We start from the raw sequence: 20,221 nt of genomic DNA on the forward strand, positions 1-20,221 counted from the left end.
GTCGTGGACGGCTCAGGGGGACATGCCGGCCGTAACCACGCTGCTCGACGATATTCTGCGATACCTCGCGAGCATCGGCAGCTTTCAGCGCGACATCAAGCTGTTCCTGATCTATAGTCTGTTCTCCAACATCGGCATTGGGGCCTTCGCGCTCCTCTTCAACCTCTACCTTGTCGAGCTGGGCTATCGCGAAGACGTGATCGGGCTCTTCAACGGGCTCTCGACCGTTGCGCTCGCCGTGGGCGCTTTGATGCTCGGCCGGATGCTCAACCGTTTCGGCTCCTGGTGGTGCATCACCTATGGCACGGCCGCCTACGTTGCCGCCTCGGTTCTGCTCGCCTTCATGACCGATCGGCTCGCGATCCTGGTGGTCGGCGCTCTCCAGGGGATCGGTACCGCCTTCATCTTCGTGCCGTTGATGCCGTTCGTGATCGAGCATGCACGGCCGGAGACACGGTCGACCGTCGCCGCCCTCTCGCTCTCGCTGACCTCCGTGTCCGCTACGGTCGGTAGCCTGGTCGGTGGCTGGGCTCCCCGTCTCCTCGGCCCGCTCTTCGGGCTGGCGGTGCCGGGAGTTGGAAGCTTCCGGCTGGGACTCCTGCTGAGTTTGATCCTGACGGCCCTCGCGCTGGTGCCGATGCTTCTCATGCGACAAGCGCGCTACCAGCAGACCCAGTTCACCGCCCAGCACCTTCTCGTCACCAGCGAGGAGCGCCGCGAGCGCGAGGCGCGCCGGCACGCGCTGGCCTTCGTCCTCACTGGGGGACTACTGAGCCTCGGCGCAGGCGCAGTGATCCCGTTCTACAACGTGTTCTTGGCTTCGATCGGGCTCCGGGCGAGCACCATCGGGGTGATCTACGCGCTCGCCAGCCTGCTCGGAGCCGTGCTCGGCCTCTTCGCTCCGGTACTGGCCCGGCGCCTAGGCTCGCTGGATGCTATCCTCGTGATTCGCCTGATGCCGGTTCCGTTTTACCTGCTGCTGCTCCTGATGCCGACCGTACCGGTCGCCATAGCCGCCCACATTGTCCGGGCGATCTCGATCTCGATGGCCTGGCCAATCGACTCGACCATGGTCGCGGACATCCTGCCACCGAGCGCGCGCGCCAACGCGTTCAGCCTGCGGAGCGCGGCCTGGAATCTGGGCTTCGCGCTGGCCAGCTTTCTCGCGGGTCCCGTCATCGTCGCGTCCGGTTACGGGCCGGTCTTCCTCGCGTTCGTCTTCTTCAGCGTTCTCAGCATGGTCGTCTTCGCCCTGAACTTCCGCGGACACCCTGCCGCTGGCCGACGCGAGCAAGCAGTGGCCAAGGGAAGCTGAGCGTTGCGCACAGCCTTTGGCCGCTACAGCATCGGCTCGACTTCATCGGCAATCATCCGCGCGATCTCCAAAGAGGAGGTCGCGGCCGGCGAGGGTGCGTTGCGCACGTGCAGGATTCCTGGCTGGCGATCCAGCACGAAGTCATCCACCAGCTCCCCATCCGGAGACAGAGCTTGCGCACGGACGCCCGATGGCCCTGGCAGCAGGTCATCGTCCACCAGCTCCGGTACGTAGCGCTGGAGCGAGCGCAGGAATGCACGCTTGCTGAAGTCTCGCCACAGCTCGGCTAACCCAGTCCGCCAGTACTTGCGAGCCAGCTTGCGAAAGCCAACGTAACGTACCGCCTCCGCTAGCTCCGTGAGGTTCACGGCGGTTCGTTGATAGCCCTCGCGGGCGAAAGCGAGCACGGCATTCGGCCCTAGCCAGACTTGGCCGTCCATCCGGGGAGTGAAGTGCACGCCCAGAAACGGGAAGCGTGGGTCGGGTACCGGGTAGACGTTACCGCGTATGAGGCTGGCCCGCTCGGGACGCAGCACGTAGTAGTCGCCGCGGAACGGGACGATCTGCGGCACGGGTGGGGCGCCGGTGAGCCTGGCGATCCGGTCGGCGTACAACCCCGCGCAGCTCACGATCGCGCGGGCCTCGACGTCGCCAGCCGTGGTCTCGACCACCGTCGAGCAACTTCTCTGGTGAATCACCACCACCCGGTAGCCAGTGCAGATCTGGCCGCCACGCTCCAGCACGTCATCAGCGTATGCCCGCGCCACCTGCGAGAAATCGACGATCCCGGTTCTCGGCGACCAGATGGCCCGCACGCCGGTCACGTGCGGCTCGAGTTCCCGCAACTCCTCGGGCCCCACCATGCGCAGACCGGGCACGCCGTTCGCCTGCCCCCGACGGTACAGTTCCTCGAGACGTGGGATCTCTTCCGGTGACGTCGCGACCACCACTTTTCCGCAGAGGCGGTACGGTATACCTTTCTCGTCGCAGTAGCGGATGAGTCGAGCGGCACCGGCAACGCAGGCGCGCGCCTTGAGCGAGCCGGGCTTGTAGTACAGGCCCGAGTGGATCACGCCGCTGTTGTGGCTCGACTGGTGCGCGGCGATCTCCTGCTCCTTTTCGAGCACGACCAGGCGCAACGAGGGCCGGCGGATCAGAAGCTCCCGGGCGACCGCTAGGCCGACGATCCCCGCGCCGATAACGGCCACGTCTACCACGACTCCGCACCTCCCGCAGGTTCTCGCCTGACACCCGGTTCCTACATGCCAGGTGGTTCGCGGTCGAGCACGAATCGGCTCGAGCCGCACGCCTCGCACTGCTCGGGCCGCTGGAAGCCCCGGACGAAATAGCCGCAGTCTTCGCACGTCCACCGGGTGATGGCGAATAGCCGGACAAGGTCTGCACGACTGATGATGCCGACCAGTTGACCCTCCCGCAGGACAGGCACCCGCCGCACGCGCCGCTCCGACAGAAGCCGAGCCACCGACTCAGCCGACGTGTCCTCGCTGACGCTGATCACGTCGCGGCTCATGATGTCGGCTGCCGTGCGCCCACGCTTGGAGATCACGTCGTACTCCGAAACGATCCCGATCACTCGCCCCTCGTCGTCAACGACCGGCATTCCGGTGATCTGGTGCTCGGCGAGGAGTCGAGCCACCCGGTCCACCGGTGTATCCGGCCGCACTGAGATGACATTGTCGGTCATGATGTCGCGCGCAACGATCGTGTTGTACGTCTCAACCATCGCTCTCGCTCCCTCCGGCCGGTCCGCTACCGGTGATCGACATGCTACCAGAGGGTACCAGGTCTGGCGTGCGGCAATGTCCCGGGCAGATTTTGCTCGCTGAGCGGATGCCCGCTGAAATCGGCATGCGCCCCTGTATACTTTCGTGGGCAGTCGCTTGGACGCGACGATGGAAACGTTTCGAGAAGCGATCTCCCGGATGAGCGAGCGCGCTGACATCGTCATCATCGGAGCCGGCATCATGGGCTGTAGCGTGGCCTATCACCTCGCTGCCCGCGGAGCTGGCCGGATAATCGTGCTGGAAAAGGACGAGATCGCTCGCGGGGCAACCGCCGACGCCGCCGGTGGTATCAGGCTCCAATTCTCCACTGAGACGAATATCGTCCTCTCAAAGCTAAGCTTCGACATCTGGGAGAACTTCGCCGAGCTGTTCGGCGTCGATATCGGGCTGCACCAGCAAGGATATCTCTTCCTGTTAACCGCCCCGGACGACGTGCCCGTGTTCCGGGCAAACGTCGAGTTGCAGCGCGCGCACGAGGTGCCGGTGCGGTGGGTCGAGCCCGACGAGATCCGCGAGTTGAATCCGGCGATACGCGTGGACGACGTGCTCGGTGGCACCTACTGCCCGCGCGACGGCTGGTGCGATCCCTATAGTGCGACGATGGGCTTCGCGCAGGCAGCGCGACGGTTGGGGGTGGACATCCGGGAGGATTGCCCGGCCGTCGGCTTCGACGTTGCCCGCGACCGCGTCCAGGCCGTGCTGACGCCGGATGGGCGGATCGAAACCTCCCTCGCCATTATTTGCGCCGGCCCCTGGACTCAGGAGGTCGGCAAGCTGGCTGGTGTGGACCTACCAGTTCTGCCCTACCGGCGGATGAGCTTCGTAACTGAGCGCTTCGATCCCGTGCCGAAGTCGATCCCGATGACGATCGAGTTTGAAACCTCGCTCTATTTCCATCCGGAGGGCGAGGGTTTTCTCTTCGGCATGGCAAATCCGGACGAGCCTCCGGGCTTCGACAAGCGCGTCGACGAGGCCTGGATGGTGCGTACGATCGAGGCTCTCTGCCGGCGCGCCCCGACCTTCGAGCAGGCACGGATCAAGCGAGGCTGGGCAGGCTTCTACGAAATCACGCCTGACGACAACCCGCTGCTCGGCTACGTCGACGAGATCGAAGGACTGATCGTGGCTGCCGGCTTTAGCGGGCACGGGTTCATGCAAGGCCCCGCGGTTGGACGCTGTATCGCCGAGCTGGTGATCGACGGAGCGGTGCAATCGGTCGACATCCGGGGCTTTGCGCCGGGGCGATTCCGCGAGGGTAAGTTGATCCAGGAACATAACGTCATCTAGCGCGCTGGATAGCGTAGAGCGACCATGATCATCGGAGTCTGTCGCCTGGCAATCGAGATCCCCGAGGCCCATTCGCTGAAGGAAAAGCGCGCGGTGATCAAAGCGATCACGAACCGCGTCCAGCACCGGTTCAACGTTGCCATCGCAGAAGTCGACGGTCACCAGCAGTGGCAGTATGCCGAGCTCGGCTTTGCGTGCGTTTCGACCTCAGCTAGCCATGCCGATGAGATGATGCAGCGAGTCGTGGCATTTATCGAAGATAACTTGAACGGCGGTTACCTGGCGGACTTCCACACGGAGATCCTGAGCCTCGACTGAACGGGAGCTCCTTAGCCACCGCGCTCTAGCGCGACGGAGGCGATCCGCTCGCGTACCCACGCACTCGCGAGGGGGGCCAGTTCGCGACTGATCATCGCGAGTTCCTGCAAGATCTCGGCGATTGGCCGGCCGGCTCTAGCAGGGATACAACCCAAACGCGCGATCAATTCCGACCGGTACCATGACGTGAGTTCCCGCCGAAGACTTCGCAGGGAGGCTCGGTCCTGTGCCAACCCAGCGTTCTCGACGAGCTCCAGAAGCTCGCGGTTGCGAAGCGGAGGAGACAGAAACGGCTCGAGCGCCTCACGGTCTCGACGTATCGCCTCCGTATCGGCAGCCCAGCGCTCCACCAGGCTGAACGCTGATTCGGCCGCTGCGGCGCGGGACACCACTTCATCGCGTAGCGCGTCGAGGTCGAGCGGGGGCGGCCCGTCGAGCGAGAGCAAGGGCCGGCGTTCCTCCTGCCAGAACCAGGCGCAAGCACACGCCAGGCGGACGTAGTACACCGCCGCGACGAGCTCGTGTGCTGGCCTCACCGGCAGCCGGTCGATCCCGGCCAGCACCCCCACCAGGCGCGCCACTGGCAGCCCGGCGAACATCCGTCGAGGATCGACGGCGAGTGTCACGATCTGCTCCGGGCGCAGCCCAACACTGGGGTCGTTAACCAGGCGATGACGGTAGTGCTCCGTCAGGATCCCGGCCGGGCTTACGACGAAACCGTCCACCACGCGGGCCTGCCGGATATCGATATCCGGAAGCCGTTGTGACAGCGCGTGCTCCAGTGCCGGATTTCCCGAGTCGAGCAACGCGCGCAAGGCGCTCGCCCGGATCTGCTCAGGCTTGACGACCTGCACCGCGAACTTTGCGTCGGCCGGCTGAAGCGCGAGCGCCCCATCGATCGTGTCGTAGATCAACAGGAAATCGGGATTTGCCAGGCCGTTTCGTCCCGCATGTCGCTCGATGGCCGGCTCAGCATCCAACCAGATCACCCCGCTCAGCCGCGCCGAACCGGCCCCATCGAGGGGCAATTGTCGACCCACCCAGCCTGCCAGTTCTTCGGCGACCAGTCGCGACCAGCGCTCGCCGATCTGCTGGCTGGCTCCGCCTCGATCGCTCCATGCCTGGAGCCGCCGATCGAGCAGGGCCGCCAGCAATGAACCACCTGGCACCTTCGCGCTCCGCAGGTGAGCCGGAACTGCCATCTGTCCCCTTCACGTTCGCATCGCGTCTCACAACGTCGCGCGCTGGCTGGACGGGTATGCTCCGAACGCCTGCATGTACTCAAGAGCTCCGGCGTGCTTCGGCATCAGCGCGGCGGCTCAGTTCCAGACGGCGTTCCTCGATGAGGCGGAGGACACGTCGCCGGCGCAGTCGCTGCACCGCGAGCTCCCGGCGCAGCGTGACCTCGCGATGGCGCAGATAACGTTCGACCTCATCGCGCCCCTTGGCGAGCAGATGACCTAGGTCCGACCGCCGGAGTCGTTGTAGTTGTTGACGCAACTCGGCGCATTCGACGCCGCGTTGGGCCACGCGCGACCGAAGTGCCTCGATATCGTACGGCCGATCACCATCATCTTCGCGCGCCCAGATGGCAAGCAGCCGGCGGAGCTGGTCCACATCGCCGGCCTCCCGAGCCTGGTTCACGATTCGCATGATCGCCTCGCGCTGGGCCCGATCATGGCCGTCCTGCGCCAGGTCGGGGTGGATTAGGCGAGCGAGCGTCCGGTACAGCCGGCGGAGAAGCACGTCGTCGTGGCCGTTTGCCGAGCCCAGCAGCCGCCCCTGCGTGGTTTCGCGAGCCGACTGCTGAGCGCGGAACTCGGCGCGCCAGGCCGCCTCTTCAGCGTGCTCCTGTGCGGCCTGCGCATCCAGCTCCGAATCGCTCAAAGGCCGCGACGCGCGAAGTAGGCGGCGGAGCCGCGCCTCCAGGGCATTGACCTCCGCCTTGAGCTGCTCGATCTCCCGATGCAGCGGTCCGAGTCGCTCCTCGATGACCCGGCGAAGCGATTGCTGCTCGAGTTCCTCTTGAGTGATCGCCTGGCGCAAATGACTGATCGTCGCGTTACGCCGCAGCAACTCGAGTTCGAGTTCGATTCGTTCTAGCTCGGTAATCGTCGCCGGAAGTCGTCGTTCCATACGAGACATGCCACTCCAAGCCTGCAACCGATTGATTGTAGCCACCCGGATCGCCGGATGCCAGGATGCTCGCCTCGGGATGTGTACGTTCGCATTCCCCCATGGTATCGCTTGCATTCAGGATGACGTCGGGTATTCTGGTGCTGGATCGTCCATGAGTTCCTGGGGATGAGCGCGCGTGTGAAAGGCTCGAGTCGTGGCTATCCGGACGCCGTGGCAGCAGATCGTCGCTGGCCTCGAAGCAGAGGGCATCCCGTACGTATTCGGACTGCCTGGTAGCGCGAAGCAGCTCTATGACGCCCTGTACGATTCGTCCAACGTTCGAGCGGTACTGGTTCGCCACGAGACGTCCGGAGCCTTCATGGCGATGGCCTTTGCGCGGGTATCTGGCAAGGTCGGCTGCTGCTTCGGCTGCCCCGGGCCGGGCGTAGCCAACCTGGTGCCCGGCATCCTCGAAGCCTGGTCGGGCTGCACGCCGGTGCTGGCACTGGGAGTACGCGCGCCGTCGCGCACCTACGGCATGGGCGCATTCCAGGAAGCCGATCACCTCTCCATCATGCGTCCGATCACCAAGTGGGCTGTCACCGTAGAGCGACCGGAGCGGGCCGGGTGGGCGCTCCGTCGCGCCGTCTCGCTGGCCACGACCGGACAGCCGGGCCCAGTCTACCTGGAACTGCCGTCGGATATCGCACTCGAAGCTGTCGAGATGCCCGACTACCGGCCGGCCGACCACGCTGTGCGCCCGGCGCCGGACCCCGACCGCATCGAGCGGGCGGTGAAGCTCCTGATGCAAGCTGAACGTCCCGTACTGGTCTGCGGGGGCGGAGCAATTCTGTCCCAGGCCTACGCCGCCGTCGACCGTTTTGCCGAGTCGCTCGGCATGCCAGTACTGGTGACGCCCGCTGGGCGCGGGATCATGCGCGAGGATCACCCACTTTTCGCCGGGCTGGTCGGGCTCTATCGCACCGAGTACCCGAAATCGGTCTACGAGGAGGCGGACCTTCTGATCACCGTCGGCTCGCGCATGGAGGAGTTTCAGTCGGGTGCGTGGCACTATTTCCCAGCACAGGCGACATTCGTGCAGATCGACATCGAAGCCTCCGAGATCGGCCGGAACTGGATCCCGGACCTGGCAATCCAGGGCGACGCGCGTCTCACTCTGGAGCGCCTAACCGTAGCTGCGCGCGAAGCTGGTCTACGTCCCAACCAGGCGAGGCTAGCCGACCTCGCCGAGCGCAGGGCCGCGGCCCTGGCGCAGATGGAGCGCGACGCCGCGGACGACCGCGTGCCGCTCCGAGGGAAGCGCGTCGTGCGGGCGATCAACCGGACGTTCGGGCGAAATACCATCCTGGTCAAGGAAAACGGTGCGCAGGACTTGTGGGCTTACTACTGGCCCTACTACCAGGTACTCGATCCCGGATGCGTGGTGCCGCCGGCCGAGCAGACCGCCATGGGTTTTGGAGTTTGCGGCGCCATCGGGGCCAAGCTCGGGCGGCCCGACCGTTATGTGGTATGCACGACCGGCGATGGCGCCTTCCAAATGGGCTTGCACGAGCTGCCCACCGCGGTGCAGGAGCAAGCACCGGTGACCTGGGTCGTCTTCAATGACCGGGCTCTCGGTTGGCCGCGCTGGACCCAGCGAACGGCCCTCGGTGGACGAGTGATCGCGACTGAGTTCTCCGCCACGTTCGATTTCACCGCGGTTGCGCGGGCAGCCGGATGCTGGGCCGAACGCGTCGAGCGTCCCGATGAGTTGGAACCGGCCCTGGAGCGCGCCAGGAGAGCCAACGATGCTGGTCAACCAGCGGTCGTCGACGTGCAGGTGGATAGCGAGGAGCATCATCCTGGCTTCAACGAGTTCCACCGGCTCCGTTAATCCCGCGACGGTGTCTCATCCCCTGTGCAAGCGCGCGGCACGGGCGATGCAGTAGACTTGCAGTACGAACGGCGTGATCCATACCACCGGTCGTCCCGGCAGTAGAGGGGTAGCGGGAGATGCTCGACCATACCGGGCGTTATCGTGTGCGTTACGAGGATATGTTTCGAGCGCTGGGCCACTATCTGGATAGTCAGCGGTTCACGAGGATCGCGATCGTCGAAACGCCAGAAGGCTTCCTCGTGAAGGGCTACGTGGCCGGAGACAGCCGCGAGGGAGGCTTGCACTTGGCCCCGCAGACCTACCTGTTTACGAACGAGGATCTCGACATTTTGCTGGAGCAGGCTTACGGGCGACGACGCCAGTCACGCCCCCAGCACTGAGCGCCGGGTAGCAGGCTCAGGCGTTCGTCCCCCGTTTTCGCGTCTCCCTGGCTCTCTGGGCATTGCCAGTGTCGTCTGGAGCAAGAAGGACATGAGCGAGCACGGATGTGCCATCGCGTCTCAGGACGAGAGCGACACGTGCCCGTCATGCTGCGGCTGTTCTGCCAGCGAAGTGCGGCGCAGGCCTTGACACGGCCAGTCGCTGCGGCGAAGATAGTTCCATCAGGCCGTTCAGGCCGTTGTGCACGTTACCATCGCCGGTCAGAGAGACGGCGGCGGGTGCCGGCTTCGTCCCCGAGCCAGAGCAGGCAACGGGGAGTAGCCGGTCCACATGGGGGAACACCGGTGCAAGTCCGGGGCTGTGCCGCAACTGTGATGCCGCGCCGAGCGCGCGGCGAAGCCAGGTCTACCATCGCCGCCGTGTCCGACCTGCCTCGAGCTAAGGGGGGAGGACGCCAGTGACACGCTGTGCCTCATCACAGTGATCCACCGGCAGCCCGCCCCGAGCGGGCTGTTTCATTTTGTTCACTCGCTGGAGATCGATCGCCCGGGCCGCCGTGCAGGGTCGTCACCGTGCACCTGGACCACGCCTGTCCCCCTAGGACTCGTTACGGTCGCTCGACTTGCGTCAGGCGATCGCCCTGCTGGCCTCGAGCAGCTCGTGGCGCTGCGGATGTGAAGTGGAGGGATCATGGTACGCTGCCTTATCGGAATTGTCCTCGCATGGGCGCTGCTCCTCGTTCCGGCCGTGCCTGCATCGGCCAACCTGGCCCCGGCGGCAGCCCTGGCCGACGCAGTTGAGTGGCTGCGCTCCCAGCAGCGACCCGATGGTGGCTTCGCTGGGCTCAGCGGTGAAAGCGACCCCTCGACCACAGCCGACGCAATCTACGCGCTGGTGGCTACTGGTATCCCAGTTGAGAGCGTGAGGGCAGGTGGCAAGAGCCCGCTCGAGTTCCTGCTCACGCAGGCCGAGAGCTACAGCTCGACCACGGGTGGCGCCGCCAAGCTGGCGTTGGCCGTCATCGCTGCCGGGGCAGATCCCCGCCAGTTCGGCGGCGTGGATCTGGTCGCGCGCATCGAAGGCGCGTACGACACGCAGACCGGACTGTACGATCCCCAACTCTTCGTTAATGCCTACGCGCTGATGGCTATCGCCGCGGCAACCGACAACATGGTCCCTCAGGTTCCACCGGCAGCGATCCAGGCAGTCTTGAGCCGCCAGGGGCCCGACGGAAGCTGGGCCTGGGATGGCAGCACCGACCCCGGCGCAGGAGACAGCAATACGACTGCGATCGTCATCCAGGCGCTGATCGCCGCCGGTCTACCTCGAGACCACCAGGCGATCGCCGCTGGCCTGGCGTACCTGCGTTCGGCACAAGCAGCAGATGGCTCGTTCGCCTACCAGCCCGGAGTCGACCATCTGGTTGGAGATGCCAACTCGACCGCGCTCGCTGTGCAGGCCATTCTGGCCGTCGGCGAAGACCCGAACAGCTCGGACTGGCGTCACGCGCTCGACGCCCTGGCTCGTTTCCAGAACCCAGGTGGCGCCCTGCGCTGGCGTGACGACGCCCCAGACGATAGCTTGCTCGCTACGCTCCAGGCCATCCCGGCGCTGGCCGGCAGAGCCCTGCCCGTTCTCGACTCGGATGTCTCGCTGGTCGATCGGGCACGAGCCGATGAGATCCCGAGCAGCTCCGAACACTGCGCATACGAGTTGGTCACACGCCATAACGTGTGCGACGTGTTCCGTACCTTCTGGGAGTCGAACGGTGGGCTGGCCAACTTCGGGTACCCGTTGACCAGGCCCTACTACGAGCCAGCCCTCGGGACAGCGGTGCAGTACTTCGAGCGGGCTCGCTTCGAGCTGCACCGTGGGAGCGACGGAAGCGCGCTTGTGCTGCTCGGTCGCCTCGGTTCCGAGCGCGCGGTCGGGCGAGAGACCGAGTCACCGTTCAGACTGTCGAGCCCGATCGACCGCCCCGACTGCCTCTACTTCCCGGAGACGGGCCACAACCTCTGCGCCGGCTTCCGCGCGTACTGGGAGTCCTTCGGCGGCTTGGCCGTGTTCGGCTATCCGATCAGTGAGGAGTTCAACGAGGACGGGACAGTGGTGCAGTACTTCGAACGCGCGCGCTTCGAGTGGCACCCCGGGGTCTGGTCCGAGCGGTACGACGTGCTGTTGAGCCGGTTGGGCGCTGAGGTCGTCGAGGCTCGCTGATGCGCCGGCTCGCTGGTCACCGGCCGTCACCCGTCGCTCGGGCCCTGCTGGCGCTTGCCCTGGCCTTCGCCCTGGCTCTGCCGGCGGCGGCACCCGGCGATGTCGTTGCCCAGCGGCCGAACGGCGCTGGCCTGGTCATTCGCCACGGCGACGGCCGTGTGTTCACCTACTACGTCGAATTCACCGAAACAGAGATCACCGGGCTGGAGCTACTGATGCGCTCCGGTGCAGCCCTGGCCTTGGCCAATTTCGGCGGGCTGGGGACAGCAGTCTGCGCCATCGACGGCGAAGGATGCCCGGCCGACAACTGCTTCTGCCAGAGCTATGCCTCGCCGGCCTACTACTGGCACTATTTTCGCTTGGAGCCGGGTGGAACGTGGGTTTTGCAGCAGGTCGGGCCATCGAATCGGCAGGTGCGTGACGGCGATGTCGATGGCTGGTCCTGGACGAGCGGCGAGAGCGGCTTGCCCGCGATCTCGATCGACGAGATCGCGGCCCAACACGGCGTGGACCGCTCGGCCAGCACTGAGCCGACCGCGACTCCACTCGCCCCGTCCTCGCCAGCGCCGCCCGCGCCGACCAGCACGCCGCCGCCTGTCACCCCGGTATTGTCCCCAGTAGCTGGGACCGCTACGCCCCAGCCCGAGGGTTCTCCGACAGCGCTGGCTACACACACACCGTCGCCGGCGGCTCCTATGCCGGGTACACCTGAGGTAACGGCAACTGCCCGTGCAACTCCGGTGCCGGCGCCGTCACCGGCTAACCCGTCGACTGCCCTGGGAGCGGACACGCCGGCTGCCCAGCCTACGCCAGCAGCGCCCTCCAGTTCGCCTCAAGCGTCATCTCAAGTCTCGAACTATTTCTTCTTCGCAGCCATGCTATCGGCTCTGCTCGGCCTGGCGGGGTGGCTTGCGTGGCGCCGCAGCGACGACTCGTCGGAAGGCAGCGGCACATGAACGCGCTGATTTGGCTCGCGTGGGCTGCGGCCACGATGCTCGGCGTCGCGGTCACGCGCAACCCGCTGTATCTGAGCCTCGCGCTGGCAGCGTCGGTCAGCACCTACCTCGCAGTCAACCTACGCCGGCCGCTCGGCCGGCCACCGGCCAGGTTGCCGTTGCAGATCGGCCTGGTCGTCGCGATCTCTAGCATCGTCTTCAACGCCCTGACCGCGCACGTCGGCGACTTGGTACTCGGGCGCCTGCCTTCGGGCTGGCCGATCGTCGGTGGGCCGATCACGCTCAACGCCGTGCTCTACGGGTTACTGACAGCAATCGTGCTCCTGACTCTCCTGATTACGGGCGCGGTGCTCGACGGCGCGCTCGACCGCGCTCAGGCCTTGCGCCTCGTTCCGCCCGCCTTCGGCTCCGCCACCACCAGCCTGGCCCTGGCACTCACGGCCTTACCGATGGCCGCCCGCGCCGTGCGCGAGGTTCAGGAGGCCCAGCAGGCACGCGGGCTCTCCGGCCCGGCAGCGCTTCGCCTCCGCGCAATCCTGGTGCCTGTGCTGCACCGCGGGCTGGAGCACGCCATCGCGGTCGCCGAAACTCTCGAGTGCCGCGGCTTCGGCGCCGACGCTCCCTCGCGGCAGGCGCGCTGGCTGATGCTCGCCACGCTCGGGAGTCTCTGCATCCTGGTGCTCGGCATGATTACGGGAGACGGCCGGCTGGCCGGAACGGGTCTTCTCGCCGCTAGCCTCGCGATCTGCTTTATGGGCCGAGGTACCTGGACAGGTGTCCGGCGCCTGCGCTGGTACCGTCGGGAGAAAGGTCTGCTCGCGGTGGTGTTGGGCAGCATCGTGATTTTGATCGGCACCCTGGCTCTGGCACCCGAGCAACTGTCGTACAGCACCTACCCGTGGTTGCGATGGCCTCCGTTCCAGCCGGTCATCGGACTGGCTTACCTGTCGCTGGCTGCGCCCGCTCTCTGGCTGTCCGGGGGACGCTCATGATTCAGGCAGAGTATCTCAGCTACCGCTACCCACGACAGGACACCGCTGCCCTCCAGGACGTGTGCTGGCGGGTAGAAGAAGGGGAATTCGTCCTGCTCGCCGGCGCCTCGGGGTCCGGCAAGACCACCCTGCTGCGTAGCTTGAACGGGTTAGTGCCACACTTCCACGGTGGCACCTTCGGGGGTCGGGTACTGGTCGCCGGCCTGGATACGCGAGAACAGAGCACCGCGCAGCTCAGCCGGCAGGTCGGCTTCGTCGCGCAGGACCCCGAGTCGCAAACCTTGCTCGATCGAGTAACCGACGAGATTGCTTTCGGCCTCGAGAATCTCGGTTACGACGAGCGGACGATCCGGCTTAGGTTGGAGGAAGCTCTAGACCTGCTCGGGATCGCTCACCTGCGAGACCGCCGGCTGCAGACCCTCTCGGGTGGCGAGCGCCAGCGAGTCGCGCTGGCCGCGACGCTCGCATTCCGGCCGCGCATCCTTGCCCTCGACGAACCTACCTCGCAGCTCGACCCCTGGGCGGCTGAGTCAGTTATCGACGCGCTCAGGCGGCTGGTCGATGACCTGGGGTTGACGATCGTGCTAGCCGAGCAGCGGCTCGAGCGCGTCCTGGGTCTGTGTAGCCGGATCACGCTCCTCGGTCCGAATGGCCGGTTGGAACGCGATGGTTCGCCGGAGGCAATCGCGCCCGAGCTCCCCTGGCCGCCGCCGCTCGTTCGGTTAAGCCTGGCGTTAGGCTGGCGACCAGTGCCGCTCACGGTCCGGCAAGCACGAGAGCAGGCGCGTCGTCATGGGCCGGTTCTCTGGGCAGGCGATCCTGCCCCCAGCGCTCGCCGCCCGGACGGCCCACCGGTCGTCGAGCTCGAGCGGATCTGGGTACGAGCGAGCCAAGGATGGGCACTCGAAGACGTATCGCTCGCGATCTATCCTGGTACGGTTACGGTCCTGATGGGCCGCAACGGGGCCGGCAAGACCACGCTCTTGAGGCAGATCAACGGACTCCAAAAGCCTGATCGGGGTCGCGTCGTTGTCCTCGGTCGCGATGCAGCTCGCCTGTCCAGGATAGAGCTCGCCCGAATGGTCGGCTACGTTCCCCAGCATCCCGCGAGCATCCTCTTCAGCGAGTCCGTGCGCGAGGAGCTGCTGGTGACGCTCCGCGCTCGCGGGCACCGGGACAACGGGGTAGAGTGGACGCTCGAGCGGCTGGGGCTAGCGGGGCACGCTGCCCGCCATCCCTATGATCTCAGTGGAGGGGAACGGCAGCGCGCTGCTCTGGCTGCTGTGCTGGTCGGCGGTCCGCCGATCCTGCTGCTCGATGAGCCGACCCGCGGCCTCGACCCAGAGCGCAAGGCGAACCTCGGGCATCTTCTTCGGGAACTGTCATCGGAGGGTCGGGCCATCGTGGTCGCGACCCACGATGTCGAGTTCGCGGCCACCTGGGCTGACCGGATCGTCTTCCTGGCCGCAGGCCGCGTCGTGGCTGAAGGGACGCCAGCCGAGCTCCTCGCTGGTACCCTGGCCTACAGCTCGCAGATCAACCGCGTGTTCGGGGGATCTTTCCTGACCGTCGAAGACGTTCTCGTGGCGACGTGCCAGTCTTCCCGCCCGAGGGAGACCGCGAGAACCTCCCGACAGGATCGCCCCGGCGTAGAACGCTCGCCTAGGCTGGTGGCGAGCCACGGATCTGCGAGGGGAGGCGCAGTGCCACCGGAGGCTTCGGAAACGCGTGCAGATCAGGAAGTCGAGTTACGTCGGTAAAGCACCAGCGGAGCCACACTGTCTGTTCGAAGTCCCACCCCCAGAGCTCGGTCCAGCCCTCTCGTGTCTCGACGCGGACCTGCTCCGAGGCCAGCAGCCCGCCGAACGTCAGGTGAACGGCGTCCCAGTCCTGGGCCACGCGTGACCAGTGCGGCACTAGGCGGCCATCCTCGCCTCCTGCCGGGTAGCTGGTGCAGAGTCGGTGCCAGTCCTCTGGACCGGTGACCTCGAAGACGCGTGCGCTCGGTGATGCGACCAGCCGATAGAGGGTCAGAGGCAGGGGAACCTGGTAATCCCCTGCGCCCAGCGCCAGCGCCGCCAGAACGGCACTGGAGCCACCGATAAGGGTAGATGTGAACAAGCCGCTGGCGGGCTTCTGCGCATATCGCTCCCAGGCATCCGGCGCTGTGCAAGGAACGACGAGCTGTTCAGGCACGGGGGGCTGGCCCCGGCGCGAGATCCAGAGCTGCGACGTCCGGTCGAGCGGGCCGAACCACCATTTCGCTCGAGGTTGGGCGAGAATGGCACGGGCCATCGTGACGAGTTGAGGACCTTCCGCCAGGACGGCTCGGAGAGCTCGGTTATGGTCGGCGCGCCAAACTGTCAGCGCGCTGATCGCGATGGCCGAAGCGGCGTGACAGAGGGCTGGTTCAGGCGCCTGGCTCTGCGGCACGCCAGCTTCTCGAAGTACCAGCAGGAAGGCGCACCCGGCCGGCGCCGCGCAGAGTGCACGAGGTCGATCCTCCACAGTTACCTCCCTGTCCCGACCGTTTCGGCGGTCGTTGCCCGTGCACTTGCGCCATCTTATACTGGAGATTGCCGGGTGGATCAGCCGCAGACGCGGGCAGGCAAGGAGTGACGGGTGAAACTGATGGTGGTCATCGTCCAGGACGAGGACGCCGACCGGCTCGTCGGTGAGCTGGTCGAGGAAGGGTTTCGCGTCACCCGCATCGCCAGCACCGGCGCATTGCTGCGTCGCGACAACACCAGCCTGCTCCTCTGCGTCGAAGACCACGAGGTGAACCGAGCGACCGCCATTGTCCGCCGCGTGTGCCGCCGGCGCAAGCAGGTCGTGGTGCCCTACGCACCGGCGTTGGAGCCAGGGCTGCTCTACCTGCCAGAGAACTTCGAAGTCGAGGTCGGAGGAGCGATCATTTTCGTCTTGCCGGTGGAGCGTGTCGAGCGGTTCGGCGAGTGATCCTAAACCGGCTACGGGCGTTGACTTCCCGGTCTTCATCTCGTATGATTGGCCAGGACTCGAACATGGGTTCTACTTCATGAGCACGCAGCAGGAAAGGCGGTAAGCGAGCATGGACCGAGAGCGCGCGCTCGAACTCGCTATCTCACAGATCGAGCGACAGTTCGGGAAAGGCTCGATCATGCGCATGGGCGAGGACGCTTCTCGCCTCCAGGTCGAGGTCATCCCGACCGGCTCTATCGCGCTCGATCTGGCACTCGGTGTCGGCGGCATCCCCCGCGGCCGGATTACCGAGATCTACGGTCCCGAAGCCAGCGGTAAGACAACACTGGCTCTCCATGTGATCGCGCAGGCCCAGAAGATGGGTGGCGTGGCGGCCTACATCGATGCCGAACACGCCTTCGATCCTGTCTATGCCGAGCGCCTGGGAGTCGACCTCGACGATCTCCTGATCGCCCAGCCGGATACCGGTGAGCAGGCTCTGGAGATCGCCGAGACCCTGGTGCGGAGCGGTGCCGTCGATGTCGTCGTCATCGACTCGGTTGCGGCGCTGGTGCCACGGGCTGAGATCGAGGGCGAGATGGGGGATGCGCACGTAGGGCTCCAAGCCCGGCTGATGAGCCAGGCCCTGCGCAAGCTCACCGGCGCGATCAGCCGCTCCAAGACGGCGGTGATCTTCATCAATCAGCTCCGGATGAAGATCGGCGTGATGTACGGTAATCCGGAGACGACCACCGGAGGCAATGCCCTCAAGTTCTACGCCTCGGTGCGGCTCGACATCCGGAAGATCGATGCGATCAAGGAAGGCGCCGACACCGTCGGTATCCGGGCACGGGTCAAGGTCGTCAAGAACAAGGTCGCGCCGCCATTCCGCCAGGCCGAGTTCGACATCATGTACAACGAGGGAATCTCGATCGCCGGCAATATTCTCGATGTCGCGACCGATCTGGGTATCATTCGCAAGAGCGGTGCCTGGTACTATCTGGGTGACGAGCGTCTCGGTCAGGGACGGGAGAACGCGAAGGCATTCCTCAAGGCGAATCCCGAGCTGATGGCAGAGATCGAGCAGCGCATCCGCCAGGCCTCGCCGGAGCTGCGCCATCGGATTCACTACGACGGCGGCGGCGAGGAGTCGGCAGAGGCCGAGCCATTGCTCGGGAATCTGTTCGCCGAGGCGGAGTCGTAGGGGCTGTTGGGTCGGCGCGGTGGATGCGGCGGTCGAAGTTGAGAAGCTGACCAAGCGTTATGGCGACAAGCGAGCGGTCGATGCTGCCAACTTCGCCCTCTACCCTGGCCAGCTCGTGGGACTGCTCGGGCCCAACGGTGCCGGCAAGACAACGACGCTCGGCATGCTGTCCGGCCTGATCCAGCCCTCGTCCGGAACCATCCGCCTGTTCGGCCAGCCGCTCGAGAGACGCAACGGTGATCTGCTTCGTCGAGTCGGATTGATGCCGGAGGTCGCGGCCTTTTACCCCTACCTCAGTGGTCGCGACAACCTCCGGGTCATGGCCGCCACGTACGGCGTCGACGCCAGGCAGATCGATGGATTGATCGAGCAGGTCGGGCTCACCGAGAACGCGCATCGACCGTTCAAGACCTACTCGCAGGGCATGCGACAATTGCTGTCGCTCGCGAACGCCCTACTCGGCGACCCCGACCTGCTGCTGCTCGACGAGCCGACTAACGGTCTCGACCCACACGGCCAGCAGCGAGTCCACAACCTGCTGCGCGAGCTCGCCGCCCGCGGCAAAGCGATCCTCCTCTCGAGCCATCTGTTGCGTGATGTCGAGGAGATCTGCGAGCGGGTGATCATTATCAACCGGGGTCGGATCGTCGCCGACGGCCGGCTCGACGACCTCCTACGCGCGAGCGCGCGAATCTTGTTACGCACCACCGACGACGAGCGCGCGCTTACACTGCTCAGCGGAGCAGACCGTCCTGGCTGGATCGGCAACATCGCTGTCGAAGACGGCCGCCTCGTCCTGCAGGCTGCACCGGAGCAGGCAGGCGAGCTGAGCGCCTTCCTCGCCCGGCACGACATCTACCCGGTGGAGCTCATGCCCCAGCGCGAATCTCTCCGTTCGCTGTTCGCCGAAGTTACCGGAGAGACAACGGATGGGAGGCCAGGCGCGTGAGCGGTATCTTCCGGGCCGAGCTCATCAAGGTCTTGCGCCGGCCGATGACCTGGATCGCCCTGGGCATCGTCCTCGCGATCCTGGCCACGGTGCAGGCGCTCCTGATCGTTCTCGCGTTTCTCCCAGCTCCGGAGGGAGCCGGCGGTGACCAGGCCGGACCCGGTCAGCTCTTCGTCGATCTCACCGTGCTGCCAGGAGGACTGGCGAACGGGCTCAACTTCCTTCCGGGTCTGGGAATCTTCGCGCTGGCCGTCGTCGGTGCGAGCGTGGCCGGCAGCGAGTTCTCCTGGGGTACAGTGGTGCCGCTGTTCGCTCGCGGCGCAGACCGGCAAGCTGTCGTCGTGGCCAAGATCCTCGTCTTAGCTCTCGTGGCAGTGATCTGGCTGCTCGCGACGATCGTTCTGGCCTTCGTGCTCTCGGCGGCTGCTTCGTTGATCCACCTGGGACGCATTCCGCTCGATTGGCTCGATCTCGGTATGGCGCGGGAGCTCGTTTTTGGCGTGGGTCGCTCGCTGCTGGCGATGCTCCCCTACCTTGCAGCAGCCGTCGCGCTCGCGCTTCTGTTCCGCTCTCCCGCCATCGCCATGGCCGTCGTCCTCGGTTACCTGATCGTCGAAGAGGTGGGCCTGGCAGCCTTCACCGCACTTCGAACGGTGGCCGACGGTGGTCTGGGGCAACTAATCGACCTGGTGAACGCCACTGCCATCGGTGCCAATGCCGACCGGTTGACCGGCCTCAACACGCGCGCCCTCTCTCCACTGGCACAGGAGACCGTCATCGAGCACCCGTACCGGGCCGCGCTCATCCTCGTCGGCTACACGATCCTGTTCATCATCATCGGCATCCTGTCGCTACGGAGCAGGGATATCACCCTCCGCCCCGCGTAGCCAGGCTATGGCATGGCTGTGAACGTCCACAGAGCGCACTGCTCGTCCGGCCCACGCGTTGCTACATGGCCATCGCAGTCGGCAAAGCGCCCGGGAAGACCAGGACGATGGCGCCATACGCGATGAGGGCTGCCGCGGCGGCGACGCGGGCGTGTGGGCTGATCGGCAACGACTTCTCGGCGAAGATCAGCAGGGTGATCAGCGCCATCAGCCCGACATTCATCAGGCCGAGGGGCAGGAGAATCGCGAACAGAAGCCAGCAGCAGCCGAGGCAGTAGAGACCGTGGCGAAGCCCCATCTCGAGCGCGCCCTGGTAGCCATCGCGCCAGCGGGTAAGGACGAAGTGCAGAGGAGTGCGGCAATGCGCGAGGCAGGACCGCTTCAGCGGTGACAACTGGTAGAGCCCGGCAGCCACGATGAGCGCGCCGCCGGCCCTCGCCGCGTTCATGCTGAGCCAGGCCGATCCCTGCATGGCACGCTCGGCGGCGAGGGCCACACCATAGATCAGTATCCCGAACGCGATCCAGATGATCAGGTAGCCTGCCACGAAGACCCAGGTGGGTACGAACGTCTGGCCCTGCTTACGCTTTGCGGCTTGCACGCGAGTAAACATCAGGATCATGGGCGCCGCGGTCGGGAACATCATCGCGATCATCATGACGCCCCACACGGCGAGGAAGAGCAACGGTCCCAGGCCCATGGTCGGGCCCATCATCTCCTCGCCTCCCACCCCAGGCCGCCAGCGAAGAAGCACGAGCCAGCTTACGGCAGCGAGGACCAGCAGCAGCATGAGAATAATCGCGCGTTCACGGCGTAGCGGGGCCGGTAGCGAGGCGGTTCCAGCCGGCTTCTCCGTCGATGCCTCACCCATTGACCCGTCTCCTCGATTCGCCGGCTTCACCATCGCGCTGGAACGAGCACGGCGAAGGACGTAGCCCACTCAGCACCCTGGACG

The 20,221-nt window shown here is 65.8% G+C and carries 19 protein-coding genes; 13 read left to right on the forward strand and 6 right to left on the reverse strand.

The window, feature by feature from the left end; all coding sequences use genetic code 11:
- Positions 1 to 22 precede the first annotated feature (22 nt).
- Positions 23 to 1,315, forward strand: a complete 1,293-nt coding sequence (locus NET02_RS11770; RefSeq protein WP_284057611.1) for an MFS transporter — start codon at positions 23 to 25, stop codon at positions 1,313 to 1,315.
- A 23-nt stretch (positions 1,316 to 1,338) separates the two neighbouring features.
- Here the strand turns inward: NET02_RS11770 and lhgO are convergent, their stop codons facing one another.
- Both lhgO and NET02_RS11780 read right to left on the reverse strand, forming a co-directional pair.
- Positions 1,339 to 2,532, reverse strand: coding sequence for an L-2-hydroxyglutarate oxidase (lhgO, locus tag NET02_RS11775; protein WP_284057612.1), 1,194 nt, complete (start codon positions 2,530 to 2,532; stop codon positions 1,339 to 1,341).
- Between the two features lie 41 nt (positions 2,533 to 2,573).
- A complete protein-coding gene (locus NET02_RS11780; protein WP_284057613.1) occupies positions 2,574 to 3,059 on the reverse strand; it encodes a CBS domain-containing protein in 486 nt (161 codons plus the stop codon).
- Positions 3,060 to 3,228: 169 nt separating this feature from the next.
- Between NET02_RS11780 and NET02_RS11785 the strand changes: the two genes are divergently transcribed.
- Positions 3,229 to 4,407, forward strand: a complete 1,179-nt coding sequence (locus NET02_RS11785) for an NAD(P)/FAD-dependent oxidoreductase (RefSeq protein ID WP_284057614.1) — start codon at positions 3,229 to 3,231, stop codon at positions 4,405 to 4,407.
- 24 nt (positions 4,408 to 4,431) lie between these two features.
- Positions 4,432 to 4,725 carry a DUF503 domain-containing protein gene (locus tag NET02_RS11790; protein WP_284057615.1) on the forward strand — a complete coding sequence of 98 codons (294 nt, stop codon included), beginning with the start codon at positions 4,432 to 4,434 and terminating at the stop codon, positions 4,723 to 4,725.
- 11 nt (positions 4,726 to 4,736) lie between these two features.
- Here NET02_RS11790 and NET02_RS11795 read toward each other — a convergent pair whose 3' ends face one another.
- Both NET02_RS11795 and NET02_RS11800 read right to left on the reverse strand, forming a co-directional pair.
- On the reverse strand, positions 4,737 to 5,927 hold the full coding sequence (locus NET02_RS11795; RefSeq protein WP_284057616.1) for a hypothetical protein: 1,191 nt from the start codon (positions 5,925 to 5,927) through the stop codon (positions 4,737 to 4,739).
- Positions 5,928 to 6,006: 79 nt separating this feature from the next.
- Positions 6,007 to 6,861: a J domain-containing protein gene (locus NET02_RS11800; RefSeq protein WP_284057617.1), complete on the reverse strand. Its 855-nt coding sequence runs from the start codon at positions 6,859 to 6,861 to the stop codon at positions 6,007 to 6,009.
- Between the two features lie 196 nt (positions 6,862 to 7,057).
- Between NET02_RS11800 and NET02_RS11805 the strand changes: the two genes are divergently transcribed.
- The 6 genes from NET02_RS11805 (at position 7,058) to NET02_RS11830 (ending at position 15,046) form a co-directional block, all read left to right on the forward strand.
- Positions 7,058 to 8,737: a thiamine pyrophosphate-binding protein gene (locus NET02_RS11805; protein WP_284057618.1), complete on the forward strand. Its 1,680-nt coding sequence runs from the start codon at positions 7,058 to 7,060 to the stop codon at positions 8,735 to 8,737.
- Between the two features lie 119 nt (positions 8,738 to 8,856).
- Positions 8,857 to 9,120: a hypothetical protein gene (locus NET02_RS11810; RefSeq protein ID WP_284057619.1), complete on the forward strand. Its 264-nt coding sequence runs from the start codon at positions 8,857 to 8,859 to the stop codon at positions 9,118 to 9,120.
- Positions 9,121 to 9,811: 691 nt separating this feature from the next.
- The gene (locus NET02_RS11815; protein ID WP_284057620.1) at positions 9,812 to 11,338 is read left to right on the forward strand and encodes a prenyltransferase/squalene oxidase repeat-containing protein; all 1,527 of its coding nucleotides are present in this window, start codon (positions 9,812 to 9,814) and stop codon (positions 11,336 to 11,338) included.
- Positions 11,338 to 12,294, forward strand: coding sequence for a hypothetical protein (locus NET02_RS11820; RefSeq protein WP_284057621.1), 957 nt, complete (start codon positions 11,338 to 11,340; stop codon positions 12,292 to 12,294). The genes NET02_RS11815 and NET02_RS11820 overlap by 1 nt, the downstream gene beginning before the upstream one ends.
- Positions 12,291 to 13,286, forward strand: coding sequence for an energy-coupling factor transporter transmembrane component T (locus NET02_RS11825; protein WP_284057622.1), 996 nt, complete (start codon positions 12,291 to 12,293; stop codon positions 13,284 to 13,286). The genes NET02_RS11820 and NET02_RS11825 overlap by 4 nt, the downstream gene beginning before the upstream one ends.
- Positions 13,283 to 15,046, forward strand: coding sequence for an ABC transporter ATP-binding protein (locus tag NET02_RS11830; protein WP_284057623.1), 1,764 nt, complete (start codon positions 13,283 to 13,285; stop codon positions 15,044 to 15,046). Before NET02_RS11825 ends, NET02_RS11830 begins: the two co-directional genes overlap by 4 nt.
- On the opposite strand, the gene NET02_RS11835 is transcribed toward NET02_RS11830, so the two are convergent.
- Positions 14,949 to 15,794, reverse strand: a complete 846-nt coding sequence (locus NET02_RS11835) for a hypothetical protein (RefSeq protein ID WP_284057624.1) — start codon at positions 15,792 to 15,794, stop codon at positions 14,949 to 14,951. The genes NET02_RS11830 and NET02_RS11835 overlap by 98 nt on opposite strands.
- Positions 15,795 to 15,917: 123 nt before the next feature.
- On the opposite strand from NET02_RS11835, the gene NET02_RS11840 reads away from it, so the two are divergent.
- From NET02_RS11840 to NET02_RS11855, 4 genes are all read left to right on the forward strand, one after another.
- A complete protein-coding gene (locus tag NET02_RS11840) occupies positions 15,918 to 16,244 on the forward strand; it encodes a cyclic-di-AMP receptor (protein WP_284057662.1) in 327 nt (108 codons plus the stop codon).
- 112 nt (positions 16,245 to 16,356) lie between these two features.
- Complete coding sequence (gene recA, locus NET02_RS11845) at positions 16,357 to 17,430, forward strand: recombinase RecA (protein WP_284057625.1); 1,074 nt, start codon at positions 16,357 to 16,359, stop codon at positions 17,428 to 17,430.
- Between the two features lie 19 nt (positions 17,431 to 17,449).
- Positions 17,450 to 18,379 carry an ABC transporter ATP-binding protein gene (locus NET02_RS11850; protein WP_284057626.1) on the forward strand — a complete coding sequence of 310 codons (930 nt, stop codon included), beginning with the start codon at positions 17,450 to 17,452 and terminating at the stop codon, positions 18,377 to 18,379.
- Positions 18,376 to 19,266: a DUF2705 family protein gene (locus NET02_RS11855; protein WP_284057627.1), complete on the forward strand. Its 891-nt coding sequence runs from the start codon at positions 18,376 to 18,378 to the stop codon at positions 19,264 to 19,266. The genes NET02_RS11850 and NET02_RS11855 overlap by 4 nt, the downstream gene beginning before the upstream one ends.
- 61 nt (positions 19,267 to 19,327) lie before the next feature.
- On the opposite strand, the gene NET02_RS11860 is transcribed toward NET02_RS11855, so the two are convergent.
- On the reverse strand, positions 19,328 to 20,137 hold the full coding sequence (locus NET02_RS11860) for a DUF2182 domain-containing protein (protein ID WP_284057628.1): 810 nt from the start codon (positions 20,135 to 20,137) through the stop codon (positions 19,328 to 19,330).
- Positions 20,138 to 20,221: the final 84 nt, after the last annotated feature.

The organism is Thermalbibacter longus (assembly GCF_023806485.1).
Classification (GTDB): Bacteria; Chloroflexota; Chloroflexia; order Thermomicrobiales; family Thermomicrobiaceae; genus Thermalbibacter; species Thermalbibacter longus.